The sequence below is a fragment of the Winogradskyella undariae genome (assembly GCF_013285155.1).
Lineage (GTDB): Bacteria > Bacteroidota > Bacteroidia > Flavobacteriales > Flavobacteriaceae > Winogradskyella > Winogradskyella undariae.
Map to the genome: position 1 here is coordinate 56,146 of NZ_JABTEL010000010.1, position 16,184 is coordinate 72,329.

A 16,184-nucleotide genomic window follows, 5' to 3' on the forward strand; every position below is an offset into this window, starting at 1 on the left:
GCTGGATTTTTTACTTATATGGATAATTCTTTTACTTATTTATTATTAATTACCAATCTAAATCCTTCACCATGTATGTTTAAAATTTCAACATTTGGATCTGGTTTTAAATATTTACGCAACTTAGCAATGTAAACGTCCATACTACGAGATGTAAAATAGTTATCATCTCTCCATATTTTAGTTAAAGCTAACTCTCTTGGCATTAAATCGTTTTCATGTAAAGCCAATAAACGTAATAATTCATTCTCTTTAGGAGATAACTTAGAAGGTTCTCCTTCATCAAATTTAAGGAAACGCAATTTAGAGTTTAAATCAAAACGACCTATTTTAAATTCAAATTGTTTGCTTTCTGCAACCGTATCTTTAGCCTTACGTTGCATAATAGCTTTAATTTTCATTAATAAAACTTCGCTATCAAATGGTTTATTAAGATAATCATCAGCACCTACTTTGTAACCTTTAAGTACATCTTCTTTCATGGCTTTCGCTGTTAAGAAAATAATTGGCACATCTTCATTTTTCTCTCTTATTTCTTTTGCTAATGTAAAACCATCTTTATAAGGCATCATTACATCTAGGATACAAAGATCATAATCATCTTTTTTGAACTTTTCAAAACCTTCCATACCATTTTTAGCATGTACAACTTCGTAATCGTTCATCATTAAATAATCTTTTAAAACAGTTCCAAAATTTGGATCGTCTTCTACCAAAAGAATTTTTTTATTTTGCTCTTCCATAATTCGTTTTTTATGATATTAACGGCATTTTTATAATAAAAGTGCTGCCTTTTCCTTTTTCACTTTCTACTGATATATGACCTTGATGGTCCTCTATTATTTTCTTAACATAAGCTAAACCTAGCCCATGCCCTTTTACATTATGTACATTTCCGGTGTGTTCTCTATAAAACTTCTCAAACACTCGTTTTGCAACAGCTTTATTCATTCCGTTACCTTGATCTACTACTTTTAGAATAATACTGTTTCCTACATTTTCTGAGTATACATCTATCTTAGGCGCATCGTCTGAATATTTTATAGCATTATCTAATATGTTAACAACCACATTTGTAAAGTGTGTGTCGTTTGCTAAAATTGAAGTATGTTCTGCTTCTAAATGGCTCTTAACATATCCTTGTCTATCTTCTACAATTAATTCTACATGTGTAATTGCGTCTTCAACTAAGTCGTGTAAGTCTAGACGTTCCTTACTAATATTAAGTTCATTTTTATCTAACTTAGAAATACGTAATACATTTTCTACTTGTGCATGCATACGTTTATTCTCTTCTTTTATCATTCCTAAATAACGTAAAACCTTTTCTTGGTCATTTATTATTTTAGGGTTTTTAATAGAATCTAGAGCCAAATTAATAGTCGCAATTGGTGTTTTAAACTCATGCGTCATATTATTTATAAAATCTGTTTTAATCTGTGAAATTTGACGTTGTCTAATTAACTGATAAATGGCACTTGTATAGGCTATAATGATAATACCTGTAAATACAATAGAAAGTACTATCATCCATAATATAGTTGATATTAAATACTTTTTTCTACCTGTAAAATCTACCCAAAGATTATAACTACTTTGATTATTACTATCTAAAAACACAGGAACACCAAATGCTTTACCTTTAATTAATTCAAAATTTTCAGACCTCACTTTAGTCGCTAAATCATCATCATAAATACCAAATTCAAAATCAAGATCTATTCCTTCAGATTTAAGTTCTCTTCTTAAAAAAGTTTCTACTTGTGTCGCTGTAATTCGTTTATAAACAGGCTTATCTTTTAATAAAGTTTGAAAACTATCTTCATAAAATTGTTTATCTAAGTTACTTAAAGAAGAATACTCTCGTAATTTTGTTTCTGGATCTATCCTTCTATTACCATCAATGGTTGTGTTATTGTAAACTTCAGTAACACGTTCACTAGATAATTTACTAACATTAAAACTATCTGCATCTATTTCAAAAAATAGAGAAGGCACTCTAAAACGTTCTTCTAAAACCGTATTTCTGTGAATAATAGTTTTATCATTAACGTCATCTTCTGTAGCAATAAATAATTGTTTTATTATAGATGAATCTGCTTTGTTATCTGGACTTAGATAAGGTTGAAGTTTCATGAAATAATCACGATACTCATAATCTTCAATAGCTTGATTAACTAAACTTAATGAACGCCTAACGCTAAACGTAAAATTTTTGTTTTCATTTTCTAAACTATTGTTTATAAAAAATGCTTGCACAAAAATGATTCCAATGAGAGATAAGCTCATTAAAATTATCAATATCACAAATAGTTTTTTGTTCATTTCCCAAATTTAACATTTTAACATTTAGTGTAAATTAGGTTTAACCTAATGTTAACAAAAGTTATCCCACAATTAGTGATTTAACTTTTCTAATATGGAATTATGAATTTTAAGGGCTTGTTTTTTTGCTTCTGATAAATTATTATTATAAATAATGAAGTCAGATGCTTTAATCTTATCTATATCAGACCATTGATTTTTAATAATTGATTTTATTTTTTCTTCTGAAGATCCATCACGTTGTATTACTCTTTCTATTCGTAAAGACTCATCTGCAATGACAGTTATTATTAAGTCGTAGTATTGCTGCTGATTGTTTTCGAAAATTATAGCAGCTTCCTTAATAACATATGGTGAGTTTTGTTTTTTATGCCATTTTTTAAAATGCTCAGCAACTTTAGGATGTACAATCGCATTCATTTTGGCTAATAAAGCCTTATCATTAAATATTTTTGAAGCTAAATAAGGTCTATTTATTGTATTATCAATATATGCTTCTTCTCCAAATAGTTCTATTAATTTTCGTTTTATAATCTTAGAACGATGCATTAAAGCCTTGGCTTCATCATCTGCAATATAAACAGGAACACCTAATGATTTAAAGTATTTTAAAATCGTTGTTTTCCCACTTCCTATTCCACCGGTTAATCCTACAATCATATTACAATTGAATAAAATCTATTTGTTTTTGTCTAATATTAACATGTTTAACAAATTCTGATGATTTAACTACTTTAGGAATTAAGAATGTTTGATTGTCTTCTAATTCTGAATAATTACATTCAACCTTAAAATCTAATGCTTTTATAGCATTGTAATTATCTAAATCTACATAATATGAAAGTGTAACCGTTTTAGGAAAGTAATTAATGGTTACATTTTCGGGTTGGTTTGTAACTGTAATAGGGACTTCAATAATACCTTCTGTAAATCGACCTATTTTACCTGTAACCTCTATAGATTTGGGAAATATTTCAATATTACTATAGTCTGAAATATCTAGATTTACAGTGCTCTTAATATCACTTTTTGTATCTGTTAATATTAATGTTTCTGTACTTATTGCATTAATTTTATTGACTTCATCTAAAGACCCAACAATTTTTACGCTGTCTATATCTAAGCTAAATTCTCCTTTTAAATCATAACCCACAGCATAAGCAATATCCTTTTTAAATTTTATAGGTACTTTTTTTGAAGCTCTTTTTGCATACGGAATTAATAAGGTGTCTGGTATTACAGAAATTAAATCATAAGAACTCCCCAATTGACTTTCTATAAGATATTGGTGTTTTATAACATCAAAAACAAAATAACGTGAGTTTAGTGCAACATCAGTTTTAGCATTAACCGTTAATTCTTTAGAATTATCAAAAGCGAAAGGCATCAATGAAAATCCTTTAGCTTCTACATAAACCTGAATATAATTTGAAGTATCATTTTTAATTAAAACTTCATCATCAACATGTGTTAAATGCACATTTAACTTTATGGTTTGCTTATAATCGTTAGATAATTTTGAAAAAATTAGAAACACAAACGCAAATAAAAAAAAGAGACAGAACCTTTGAAAGTTTTTCTTTTTTAAATAATTAATTATGTTATTCGTGTTTTTAGAGTTCATTTGTTCGTTTGAAAAAATAGATGAGGAAATGCTTTTTCTGGATTCTTTTTTAAAATCACCATATTAAAAGTAGATTTTAAAAACCCAAAACCATATCCGAAAAATTGAATACAAATTGCTAATAATGCTTGAGTAGCAACGCTTAAACTTCTATTTGAAATTAAAGCCAATACAAAAGCTACAGCAAAATAAAATCCATATAAATATAGTGGTAAATTAATTTTAAACAATGCCATTATTACAGCAATTATAAAACCTAAACTAAATAAAGTAGGAAACCAATAAACGATGCTTTTAGAATTTGGATGCCATTGGTTAAGTATCGGTCTAACCATACCAAATTTATTAACTTGGGTATAAAATTTAGACCAAGAAATACGTCTTTTATGATACACAAAAGCACTTTTTATTAAAGTAGTTTTAAACCCTAACTCGTGTAAACGCAACGATAAATCAGGATCTTCACCGGGATGAATTTTACCAAATCCGCCAGAAGCCAAGAATGCTTTTTTAGACAAGCCCATATTAAAACTTCGGGGTTGAAAATCATCAACCTTCTGCTTTCCTCCTCTTATACCACCGGTAGTTATAAAAGAGGTCATTGCAAAATTAATTGCTTTTTGAAGATTAGAAAATGAGCTATGTGCTGCATCTGGACCTCCAAAACAATCATAATAAGATGCTGATAAAAACTGTTTTACTTCATTTAAATAGTTTGAAGGTAAAATTACATCAGAATCTAAAATGATATAATAATTACCTTTCGCTTTTTCCATGCCGTAATTCCTAGAATCTCCAGGACCAGAATTTGGCTTAAAATAATATGAAATAACAAGTTGATTGGCAAATTGATTAACAACGAATTCTGAAGTGTCTTTAGAACCATCTTCAACAATTACTATTTCATAATTATGCTCACCTTCAAAATTCAAAAAACTGTTTAAGAGTTCTTTGATTTCATCAGGTCTATTATAAACAGGAATAATAAATGAAAAATTTATAGTCTTCATAGACCACAAAGGTAAAAAACCTAAGCAAAGAATATATGGTTACACTAGCTTTAAGTTAATTATATTCTTATTATTTCTTTTTTTTATAAAAGTCCTGTAAAAATTAAAACATAATACAAGCCTGTTACTATAAAAACAACACCTGCAACAGTTCTCATTACCTTTTCAATTTTTGTTATTTTATTATAAAAGACACCTACTTTACCAGCAGTAAAAGCCAGTAAATAAGTAAAAAGAATAACTGGAAGTCCTGTTCCGAAAGCAAATACTATAGGCAAATAAAGTCCGTCTGCAGATGCAATTGTCATAGGAACTAACATTCCAAAAAACAAAGCTCCACTATAAGGACAAAATGCTAAAGCAAAAACAACACCAATTAAAAAAGAACCTAACAAGCCTTTATCTTTAAATTTATCAGATAATTTTTCTTGAAAATTAGATTTCTCTAAAAAATTTAGCTTAATAACATTCAACATTATTAATCCGATAATAATTAATAAAGGACCTAAATATTTTTCTCCATTTTGATTAAAAAATCGGGCTATATGAAACTTACTTGCTCCAAAATATAAAATTAGTCCGATTACAGTATAACTAAACCCGCGTCCTAAAGAATACAATAAACCACTTAAAAACACTTTTCGTTTGCTCGATATGTTTTTTGAGATAAAAGCTGTTGCAGTAATATTGGTCGCTAAAGGACACGGACTAATGGCTGTCATTAATCCGAGTATAAATGCTGATAAAATAGGAATATTATAGTTCTCTATAAGAGATTGTAAAAAATCCATCTAAAGCATTTTTAATTCAGTATCTAGTTTCGATTTTAATTCTTTAGAAAAAGTGTCTTGATCAGTACCATTCATAAAAGCAAAGTCAGTTAAATCTATTTTAGTTTCTTTACCATCTTTAATTACATTTAAAATTAAAGCAGTCCCAGCAGCTTCAAATTTTTCGGCAATAGATTTGTTTTCTTTTTTATCTACATTAATCACTTGAAATGTAATTTTATTGTCTTTCAATTCATTTGAAAAATAAGTATCTAGTGTAAATTTTGTATTGGCTTCAATAGCATTACAAGTCATACATCTGTGTGTAGAATGAAAATCGTAAACCTCAATTTTAGAGACTGATTGATCTAAAGATACTTTTTCACTTTTGTTTTGTCCGTTACAAGACGTTAGCATTAAGCTAATTGTTAATAGGGCTAAAAATTTAATTGTTTTACGCATAGTTTTTAATTTTAAATTGATTTCGTGAATATTTAATTGTATTATTTATTCGATTCACAGAAGCATATTAAACAGATATCCAGATAAGATGATGCAAAGTGTTACGACACTAAAAAAGATAGCAATAAGTTTTAAAGACATTACTTTTTTAAGTAAAGTTGCTTCGGGTATAGATAAGCCTACGGTTCCCATCATAAAAGCAATAGCGGTACCAAGCGGAACGCCTTTTGCTACAAAAACTTGAATTACGGGGACAATACCAGCAGCATTTGCATACATTGGTACGGCTACAATTACAGCAAGTGGAACTGTCCACCATTCGCCACCTCCTAAATATTGATTAAAAAAGTTTTCTGGTACAAAACCATGCATGGCTGCCCCTATTGCAATCCCAATAATTACATATACGATAACACCTTTTACAATATCCCAAGCAGCTTGTGTAATTTCGGGTAAACGGTCGTAAAATGTTTTCTTTTTTTCTTCAAATTTGGCTTGTTCAATTTTATTCTCAAGGATCTTTTTTACCCAATCGGAAAGTAAAGGTTCAAGGTTAAATTTACCAAGTACCCAACCACCAATAGTTCCTAATAAAATACCTGAAGCGGCATAAATTAATGTTGCTTCTACTCCAAACATCCCCAAAAACATCGCTACTGCAACTTCATTAACTAAAGGCGATGTAATTAAAAATGAAAAAGTGACTCCTAATGGAATTCCGCCTTGTACAAACCCAATAAATAAAGGAACTGATGAGCAGGAACAAAAAGGTGTAATGGCTCCAAAAATTGAAGAAAAAAAGTATTCTAAACCATAGAGTTTTTTCTTATTTAAATAATCTTTTAATTTTTCTATAGGAAAATATGCATTTACAATTCCCATTATAAATACGATAACAAATAATAAAATGAGAATTTTAAGTGTATCGTAAATAAAGAAATTTAAAGCAATACCTAAGTGCGTTTCTGCCCCAACATTAAAGACATTGTATATGAGCCAATCGGCAAAATGTTGTAACCAATCAAACATTTTAAATCTTATTTATAGTTCCCGAAATGGTACATGATAATTTTACGGTATTGTAAATAGTACCAAACTTTTCAATATTCTTTTTAAGTAAGTCTAGGTTTAATTTATCATCGCTACTGTAAATCGTTAAGTTATACTCTAGATGATCCATCCGTGGTGGATTTTCTAAACGTGTTGCATTAACATCAACCGTTGCTTTTGTATAACTAAACTTCATCATAGTCGAAAAACGTTCTACATTTTTTAGCATACAAGCCGAAAATGCACCTAGGAATATTTCTGCCGGATTTGGTAAAATTTCAGCAGACATTGAAGTTGTACCAAAATCTATATGAGATTTTTTAATATGAATAACAGCGTCTTCATTTAAGATAGAAGACGCTTTTATAGTGTAATTCATAACATTACTTTTTAATTTAACAATGCTAAAACTTCGGCTTTAGAAGGTACACGTCCTTTAATCGTAATAACATCGTCAATAACTAAAGCCGGTGTAGTCATTACATTAAACTTCATAATCTCCACGATATCTTCAACTTTTTCTATTGAAGCTTCAATATTGTTTTCAGAAACAACTTCTGAAACAACCCCTGTCATAGATTTACATTTTGGACAACCTGTCCCTAAAATTTTAATTACTTTACTCATAATATTAATATTTAGTTAATCGCAAATAGACGATTGATTTGTTTAAAAAAAAGCTAATCAAAAAAATCTTGAAACAATTTTTTTGCAACATTCCAATTCTCCTGATTAATACAATATTTTATTTTGGGAGGATTTAATTCTCCTTGAATAAGACCTGCGTTTTTTAATTCTTTAAGATGCTGAGAAACTGTAGATTGTGCTAAAGGAAAAACATCTACTAAATCTCCAGTATGACAACAAGTTGCAGACTCAAGATGTTTTAAAATAGCAATACGTGTCGGGTGACCTAAAACTTTAGCAAATTTAGCTAAGGCTTCAGTATCTTTCTTATACACTATGGTTTCTAAACTTCTTTTCAAAATTATAATATTTAATAAGTTGACATTAACTTATTAAGTTCTTATCGCAAATGTACGATAGGTAAATTAAACAGAATGTAACATTTGTCACATTTTTAAAATTAAATACGGAAAATTAACCTAAAACTTTAACTAATAATTCTTTAAGTAAATCTCCTTGAGGAACTGAATTAGATCCTACTCCTTTGCTTTTTACATCAAACTCGCGTAATACACCTATGATGAAACTTACTTTTTTCATAGGATAATTCCTGGCAGCCTCAATATATTCATTAACAAAATAAGGGTTGACTTTTAATGCCGTAGCTAAGCTTCTTGGATTTTTATCAGACATACCATGAAGTTGTAATAATTGAGAAAAGAATCCAAACAAAAGTGCTACAGTAACCACCATAGGATTATCTTTTGGGTTCTCTGCAAAATACTTCGCTATTTGATGTGCTTTTATAATATTGCGCTGTCCTACAGCTTTTCGTAATTCAAAATTATTATAATCCTTACTTATTCCTATATTTTCTTCAATATGCTCTGGTGTAATTTGAGTCCCTTCTGGTAAAACAATTTTAAGTTTATTAAGCTCATTATCAATTTTACTTAAATCAGTTCCTAAAAATTCAACTAGCATTTGAGCAGCTTTAGGAGAAATTTCATAATTTTTTCCTGCTAAAGTCCTTCTAATCCAATCTGACACTTGGTTTTCGTACAACTTTTTACTTTCGTAAACGACACCAATTTTCTTAATGGCTTTGTATAAAGCTTTTCGTTTGTCTAGCTTTTTATACTTATAGTTAAAGACTAAAACTGTTGTAGGTTGCGGATTTGCAGCATATTTAGCCAATTGCTCAATTGTTCTACTTAAATCTTGAGCCTCTTTTACAATAACAACTTGACGCTCTGCCATCATTGGGTAGCGCTTAGCATTACTCACAATATCATCTATAGTGACATCGCGACCATAAAGCACCATTTGATTGAAACCTTTTTCAGTTTCCTCCAAAACATTGTCTTCTATATAATCTGAAATCTTATCAATATAGTAAGACTCCTCACCCATTAAAAAATAAATAGGTTTAAGGTCTCCCTTTTTTATTGCAGCAACTAATTGTTTTATCTCGTCCAAATTGTAAAAAATTCCAAGTTAAAAATTCCAAATTCTTACTATAATCGTTTAGATGAATCCTAAAAAATTAGATTTTGGGAATTGAAAATTGTGATTTGTAGTATTCTGCTTTAACTTTGACGAAAATTAGCCATTCTAAGTGTTGCAAGAACTCAACTTTCCAAAGTTTGAATACCGCTTCAAAAGTACAGAAAATAAAGTTTCTATTTTTGATGTGATTCGTAAAAAATTTATCATTCTTCAACCTGAAGAATGGGTAAGACAGCATTGTGTTCATTATTTAATTAACGTAAAAAACTATCCGAAATCGTTGATTAATGTTGAAAAAGAATTGAATCTTAACGGCTTAAAAAAACGCTATGATATTGTTATCTTTAATCCTGATGGAAGTATTTATTTGATTGTAGAATGCAAATCGCACAGCATAAAAATAGACCAAACTACTTTTGATCAAATTGCACGCTATAATCTTGTTTTAAATGCCACTTATTTAATGGTTACTAATGGTTTAAATCATTATTATTGCGAAATGGATATGCAAGCAGAACAATATTCGTTTTTAAAAGATATACCAGATTATACCCAGAAATAAATGTTTCAAACTAAAGATATTGCCGTTGTTATTTTAAACTGGAACGGAAAAGCCTTGCTAGAACAGTTTTTGCCTTCTGTAATAGAATTTTCTGAAGATGCTTTAATTTATATTGCAGACAATGCATCAACAGATCATTCTATTGATTTTATAGCAACCAACTACCCTTCTATTAAAATTATTAAAAATGACACAAATGGTGGTTATGCAAAAGGTTATAACGATGCATTAAAACATGTTGAAGCTCCACTACTTTGTTTATTAAATAGTGATATTGAAGTAACTGAGCGTTGGCTTCAACCTATTATATCTGAATATAATTCTGATAAAACTACAGCTATAATTCAACCTAAAATTTTAGATTATAAAAACAAATCTAAGTTTGAATACGCAGGTGCTGCAGGTGGTTTTATAGATAAGTATGGATTTCCATATTGTCGTGGTCGCATATTTGATACCGTTGAAGAAGACCATGCACAATACAATGATGAGATAACTGTATTTTGGGCTTCTGGGGCTTGTTTTTTTATAAAAAATGAGGTCTTTAAAGACTTAAAAGGTTTTGATGACTCTTATTTTGCTCACATGGAAGAAATTGATTTGTGCTGGCGTGCCTTCAATAAAAATTATAAAACAAAATATGTTGGAACTTCAACTGTTTTTCACGTTGGTGGAGCAACATTAAATAGTACAAATCCCCAAAAAACATACCTTAACTTTAGAAATAATCTGTTTACTTTATTAAAAAATGTAGATTCTAATGTGCTCTCTATTATATTAGTTAGAATGTTACTGGATGGTATTGCTGCTATAAGATTTTTATTTCAACTTAAACTTGCATTTTTCTTCGCTATTTTAAAAGCACACTTCTCTTTTTATGTCAATTTACCTCGACTTATAAAACAACGAAAACACCTACCAAAACGTTCAGGATATTATCAAAAAAAATCTATTGTTTGGTCTTATTTTATAAAAAAGCAAGTTCAATTTTAAAAGCATTTAAAACTGTTAAAGTTTTTGTTAATCCATATAGTAACCTCTATTCTTTTGCATAATTTTGTTAAGTTAAAATAAACTATTTAAACAAGATTTCAATTATGAGAAAAGTAATGTTATTAAGTGTTTGTTCCCTATTATTTTTAGCATCTTGTGTGTCTAAAAAGGAATTTACAGCACTTCAAGAAAAACAACAAGAAACCCAAGATTTATTAAATACAGCAACTGTAAAATTAAATAGTTGCTTATCTGATGCCGCTGCAGCAAATGCAAGAGTAGAAACGATGAAAGATCAATTATCTGATTTACGTAAATCAAATCAAGATTTAATTGACACTAAAGGTGATTTAACTATCCTTACTAAGAAAGGATCTGAAAATCTTGAAAAATCTTTAGAAAGCTTAAAAGAACGTGATTTAAAAATTACACGCTTACAAGACGCTTTAACTAAAAAGGATAGTGTAACACTTGCTGTTGTAACGAGTCTTAAAAAAGCGGTTGGTATTAACGATCCGGATATCGAAATTAATGTAGAAAAAGGAGTTGTATTTATTTCTATTGCTGATAAATTATTATTTAAAAGTGGAAGTTATACTGTAACAACTAGAGCTAATGAAATTTTAGCTAAAGTTGCTAAAGTTATTAATAGCAAGCCTGATTTTGAAGCTATGGTAGAATCTCATACAGATAATGTACCATACAACAAGCCTCCATTAGTAGATAACTGGGATTTAAGTGTAAAACGTGCAACTGCTGTTGTTAGAGTTTTAGAGAGCTTAGAAGTAAACCCTCAACAATTAATTGCTGCAGGTCGTAGTTCTTACGTTCCTTTAGTTGAAAATGATACAGCTGAAAATAAAGCAAAAAACAGACGTACTCGTATTGTTGTAATGCCTAAAATTGACCAATTCTATGAAATGGTTGAAAATGAAATGAAAAATTTATCTGAAGAAAAATAATTCTGACAGATTAGATTATAAATAAAGCCCAATGCATTTGCATTGGGCTTTTTGTTTTTACACATATTTTACTGTAAATTATTATACGATTTAACCAATCTAATAAACTCTGCTCTAAAACCGTCAACATCATCTCCTCTTCCGTTTTGTGCTAATTCAATGACTTTATCTGTAGAAGCACCATTAAAATACTTAGAGTTTCTTAATTGCATTCCAAATAAAGCCACTGCTGAAGCAAATTTCATATCGTTTGAAGCTAATGCTATTTTGGTATCTTGAACATGAACCATCTCAATACTCTTATCTTCATTTGGTTTTTTGTATCTAAATTTTACTGTAAATAACTCATCTTCACAATTATAAGCTACTTCTTGTTTTGTATATTTTAAATCAGGTACTTTTTTAATATATTCACTTGTGATACCTGTTGGAATAATTTCATACAAAGCAGTTACAGTATGTCCGCTACCTAATTCGCCAGCATCTACAACATCATCTATAAAATCTTCGTCTGCAAGTAATCTATTTTCATATCCTATTAAACGGTAAGCTTGTACTTTTTTAGGGTTGAATTCTACTTGAATTTTTACATCTTTAGCAATAGTATATAATGTTCCACCAAATTCTTTTCCAAAGACCTTTTGTGCTTCTTGCATATTATCTATATAGGCATGGTTTCCGTTTCCTTTATCTGCTAAAGTCTCTAGTTTCGAATCTTTATAATTACCATATCCAAAACCTAAAACAGATAAAAATACACCCGATTTTCGTTTCTCTTCTATAAGTGTTTGCATATCGCTATCACTTGAAGCCCCTACATTAAAATCACCATCAGTTGCCAAGATTACACGATTGTTTCCATTCGTTTTAAAATTCTTCTCAGCAAGTTTATAAGCTAATTCTATACCTGCTCCTCCTGCTGTAGATCCGCCTGAGTTTAAATAATCTAAAGCTTTTAAAATAGTTTCTTTTTGATCACCTGATGTTGGTTCTAAAATAACACCAGCAGCACCAGCATAAACAACAATTGATACTTTGTCTTTTTTACGAAGTTGATTCACTAATAATTTAAAAGCACTTTTTAGCAATGGTAATTTATTCTGTGAGCCCATTGAACCCGAAACATCAATTAAAAATGTTAAGTTAGAAGCAGGTAGCAAATCATTTTTATAACTTTTACCCTGTAAACCTATTCTTACTAACTGAGTTTCTTTATGCCATGGAGTTTGTACAACTTCTGTATTTATAGAAAAAGGATGTTTATCTGTTGGTTGTTGATAATTATAATTGAAGTAATTAACCATTTCTTCAATCTTTACTGCATCTGTAGGAATGTTTTCTCCATTATTAATCATGCGTCTTATATTACTATAACCTGCTTTATCTACATCAATTGAAAACGTTGATAAAGGATCTAATTCTGTAGTTTCAAAATTGTTTTCTGTAATATTTGCGTAATCTTCATCATTTTGAATGCGGTAATTTCCCTTTTTAGTTGTTATAACTATACAACCATCTTTTGCAGATTCTCCAAACATATCAATTGCTTTAGTTGATTTATAAACATTGATATGCTCAATTACATCTGGTTCTAATTTATCTATTAAACCATTGTAGTTTTTCTGAATAGGAACACCATCAACGATATATAATACATTAGTTGCACCTAAAGTATTAGTCCCCTTAATAGTAATAATTCCGTTAACTTTTCCTGCTAATTGATTAGAAATTTGATTGTGAAATCTTTGTTTTTCTCTCTTTTTTAACTGCGCTTTACTTACTCTAGCACTAGTAACTGCACCAAGAATAGATACTTTTTTTTGAGTACTATATGCGACAACAACAACTTCATCTAAAGTTATATCATCTTCTAAGGAAACATCTATGATTGAAGTTTCGGCTACAATTACGCTTTTACTTTTTTGACCTATATAACTAAATACTAATATATCTCCAACTTGTGCTTTAATAGTATATTGACCATCAAAGTTTGTTTGAGTACCATTAGTACTTCCTTTAATTATAACATTTGCTCCTGGTAGTGGTAAACCATCAGAAACTGTTGTAACAGTACCGGTAATTGTTTTTCCTTGTGCTATTAACTGCCATGAAGAAGACAGTAACAAGCATAAAATAATTGTAAGATTTTTCATAATAGCTGATTTATAAGTTTATGTAAACCTATAAACAAACACTATTATGAAAAATCTACAATGAGTGAAGTACGTATTTCAGTGAGTTAACTCTCTAAAACAGTTTTTATAGTTTTTTTACGCTGAATTTTTCCATTTACAGTTTCAGCGAATTTTTCGATGCTATAGATTTTCTTAGGAACTTCAAATTTATCTAAAGATTTTAAGCCTTTAAGAGTTTCTAAAATTTCGTTTAAAGGATCAATAGGATTTTCAATAATAAGAATTAGTTTTTCACCTAAAGCTGCATCATCTTCACCTGCTAAAATAAAACGCTGAGATATGAATGGTTGAAGTTTATCTTCAATCTGTTCTGGAAATAATTTTACACCTCCAGAATTAACAACATTATCAAAACGACCTAATAATTGAAAGCTAGTATCTGATTTTAACTCAACAATATCATTTGTTATTAAATCTTCATCCACCAATTTTGGAGCATGGATTACTAAACAATTTCTTTCATCTGTATTAAAACTTACATTTTCTAAAGCTTTAAAATACACTTCTTTTTCTGCAGATTTAGATTTTAATTGTCTAATAGCAATATGAGTTACAGTCTCTGTCATACCATAAGTTTCATAAAACTTAGGCTCGCAATTTTTAATTTTTTCTATTAATGGCTTTGTAACTTTTGAGCCTCCCACTATAATATTTTTCATATTATGAACATGACCAATAATATACTTTAATTGTAATGGTATCACGGCACAAAAATCGTAACATTTATCATAATCAAAAACAGGATGTGCTAACGGCTCTACAAAGTCAATTTCTAATCCTAACACTAAAGCACGAACAAACATCATTTTACCCGCTATAAAATGGCTAGGTAAGCAATGCAAAGCTTTATCTCCTGGTTCTAATTTGAAAAAATTACCTGTAGCAATGGAAGAGTTTACCATCGCTTGTTTCATTAGTTTAACTTCTTTTGGTTTCCCTGTAGACCCAGAAGTTTTTACATACATATAATCTCTATGATCTAACCAATCCATTAGAAAATCACCAGTAATCCTCTCATAAGGTTCCCCTTCTTTTATAAGACTATAAGCGACTTCTTTTAACTCATCATAACTAAAATGGAGTCCGTTAAATTTAAAACGATTATGTACTTTGTCGTAAGTTGGTGTCATATCTACTCTATTATTTTATAATCTTCTTTTGGTGGCTCAATTACTTTACCTGTTAATTTTTCTTTCCAATTGGTCCAGCCATATTTCTTAGAAAGAATTAATAACAATATTGGATAAACAATTAATACTGGTGCTACAATCTCTGAAACAGCCATTTCTGTTGGATCAGCAATAGACGTTAACAAAGCGTCTGTTTGTAATGCTGACCAGTCTGAAGTCACTAACAATGCTGTAAAAATATTGTTTGCGGCATGGAAACCTAATGCAAGTTCTAATCCGTCATCCATTAATGTCATTATTCCTAACAGTAATCCTGTACCAATATAAAATACCATCATAATTGGTCCTAATTTATCTACCTCAGGATTTAATCCGTGTAATAAACCAAAAATAACTGATGTTATTAATAATGGTGCCCATCTGTTTTTTAATATAACCCCAAAACCTTGCATAAGATATCCTCTTAATAAATACTCTTCAAAACTAGTTTGTAATGGAATAAAGAGAATAACAATAACGCAAAGAATAATAAACGGCTTTAGGTTTAAACTAAATATATAATCTTCGGGTGCTAAATAATAAGATATAAAAGTAGTCCCTATTGAGAATACTCCCCAGATGATAAATACAAACCAAAAACGCTTCCAATCTATTTTAGGTCTTGCCGTTGTTAAGTTTAAAAACGATTGTTTATGAAGAAATTTTGAAGTAAAAATAATACCAGCTAAACCGACGGCAAATGAAAATAGCATTAAAAATAAAAATAGATTATTCCCTAATAAAGATGACATTTGCGTCATATCACTTACAGCTGATGCATCTGCTCCATTTATGATTTCTATTCCTAAAAAGATCAGCAAAGGAATCATTCCTATAACTTGCCAAAAGATAAATATGATCATTAAACCTATTAAATATCTCCACCAATCATGTAATACAGAGAAGGCTTGTTGTATATAATTCAT

Annotated in this window: 18 protein-coding genes; 3 read left to right on the forward strand and 15 right to left on the reverse strand. The window is 29.5% G+C overall.

Annotation, left to right across the window (positions count from 1 at the left end; translation table 11 throughout):
* Positions 1–35: 35 nt before the first annotated feature.
* The 12 genes from HSX10_RS13660 to holA form a co-directional block, all read right to left on the reverse strand.
* Entirely contained in the window at positions 36–743 is a 708-nt protein-coding gene (locus tag HSX10_RS13660; RefSeq protein ID WP_173588792.1) for a response regulator transcription factor, read from the reverse strand.
* Between the two features lie 10 nt (positions 744–753).
* Positions 754–2,325, reverse strand: coding sequence for a sensor histidine kinase (locus HSX10_RS13665; protein WP_246293585.1), 1,572 nt, complete (start codon positions 2,323–2,325; stop codon positions 754–756).
* A 72-nt stretch (positions 2,326–2,397) separates the two neighbouring features.
* Positions 2,398–2,985, reverse strand: a complete 588-nt coding sequence (coaE, locus tag HSX10_RS13670) for a dephospho-CoA kinase (protein WP_173588793.1) — start codon at positions 2,983–2,985, stop codon at positions 2,398–2,400.
* Between the two features lies 1 nt (position 2,986).
* Complete coding sequence (locus tag HSX10_RS13675) at positions 2,987–3,862, reverse strand: CdaR family protein (protein ID WP_173588794.1); 876 nt, start codon at positions 3,860–3,862, stop codon at positions 2,987–2,989.
* Positions 3,863–3,945: 83 nt separating this feature from the next.
* Positions 3,946–4,959 (reverse strand): glycosyltransferase family 2 protein, encoded by a 1,014-nt coding sequence (locus HSX10_RS13680; protein ID WP_173588795.1) that lies wholly within the window; start codon positions 4,957–4,959, stop codon positions 3,946–3,948.
* An 83-nt stretch (positions 4,960–5,042) separates the two neighbouring features.
* The gene (locus HSX10_RS13685; RefSeq protein ID WP_173588796.1) at positions 5,043–5,750 is read right to left on the reverse strand and encodes an aromatic aminobenezylarsenical efflux permease ArsG family transporter; all 708 of its coding nucleotides are present in this window, start codon (positions 5,748–5,750) and stop codon (positions 5,043–5,045) included.
* Complete coding sequence (locus HSX10_RS13690; RefSeq protein WP_217363278.1) at positions 5,751–6,191, reverse strand: nitrophenyl compound nitroreductase subunit ArsF family protein; 441 nt, start codon at positions 6,189–6,191, stop codon at positions 5,751–5,753. It lies immediately after the preceding gene.
* A gap of 54 nt (positions 6,192–6,245) precedes the next feature.
* On the reverse strand, positions 6,246–7,220 hold the full coding sequence (locus HSX10_RS13695; protein WP_173588797.1) for a permease: 975 nt from the start codon (positions 7,218–7,220) through the stop codon (positions 6,246–6,248).
* Between the two features lies 1 nt (position 7,221).
* Positions 7,222–7,620 carry an OsmC family protein gene (locus tag HSX10_RS13700; protein WP_173588798.1) on the reverse strand — a complete coding sequence of 133 codons (399 nt, stop codon included), beginning with the start codon at positions 7,618–7,620 and terminating at the stop codon, positions 7,222–7,224.
* 11 nt (positions 7,621–7,631) lie between these two features.
* Complete coding sequence (locus tag HSX10_RS13705; RefSeq protein ID WP_173588799.1) at positions 7,632–7,868, reverse strand: thioredoxin family protein; 237 nt, start codon at positions 7,866–7,868, stop codon at positions 7,632–7,634.
* A 53-nt stretch (positions 7,869–7,921) separates the two neighbouring features.
* Entirely contained in the window at positions 7,922–8,227 is a 306-nt protein-coding gene (locus HSX10_RS13710) for an ArsR/SmtB family transcription factor (RefSeq protein WP_173588800.1), read from the reverse strand.
* 115 nt (positions 8,228–8,342) lie between these two features.
* The gene (gene holA, locus HSX10_RS13715) at positions 8,343–9,347 is read right to left on the reverse strand and encodes a DNA polymerase III subunit delta (RefSeq protein ID WP_173588801.1); all 1,005 of its coding nucleotides are present in this window, start codon (positions 9,345–9,347) and stop codon (positions 8,343–8,345) included.
* Positions 9,348–9,489: 142 nt separating this feature from the next.
* Between holA and HSX10_RS13720 the strand changes: the two genes are divergently transcribed.
* The 3 genes from HSX10_RS13720 (at position 9,490) to HSX10_RS13730 (ending at position 11,894) form a co-directional block, all read left to right on the forward strand.
* Complete coding sequence (locus HSX10_RS13720; RefSeq protein WP_173588802.1) at positions 9,490–9,939, forward strand: type I restriction enzyme HsdR N-terminal domain-containing protein; 450 nt, start codon at positions 9,490–9,492, stop codon at positions 9,937–9,939.
* Complete coding sequence (locus tag HSX10_RS13725) at positions 9,940–10,932, forward strand: glycosyltransferase family 2 protein (RefSeq protein WP_173588803.1); 993 nt, start codon at positions 9,940–9,942, stop codon at positions 10,930–10,932.
* 104 nt (positions 10,933–11,036) lie between these two features.
* Complete coding sequence (locus HSX10_RS13730; protein ID WP_173588804.1) at positions 11,037–11,894, forward strand: OmpA/MotB family protein; 858 nt, start codon at positions 11,037–11,039, stop codon at positions 11,892–11,894.
* A gap of 68 nt (positions 11,895–11,962) precedes the next feature.
* Here the strand turns inward: HSX10_RS13730 and HSX10_RS13735 are convergent, their stop codons facing one another.
* From HSX10_RS13735 to HSX10_RS13745, 3 genes are all read right to left on the reverse strand, one after another.
* Positions 11,963–14,047 (reverse strand): vWA domain-containing protein, encoded by a 2,085-nt coding sequence (locus HSX10_RS13735; protein WP_173588805.1) that lies wholly within the window; start codon positions 14,045–14,047, stop codon positions 11,963–11,965.
* An 86-nt stretch (positions 14,048–14,133) separates the two neighbouring features.
* Entirely contained in the window at positions 14,134–15,219 is a 1,086-nt protein-coding gene (locus HSX10_RS13740; RefSeq protein WP_173588806.1) for an AMP-binding protein, read from the reverse strand.
* Between the two features lie 2 nt (positions 15,220–15,221).
* On the reverse strand, positions 15,222–16,184 hold the full coding sequence (locus HSX10_RS13745; RefSeq protein ID WP_173588807.1) for a CPBP family intramembrane glutamic endopeptidase: 963 nt from the start codon (positions 16,182–16,184) through the stop codon (positions 15,222–15,224).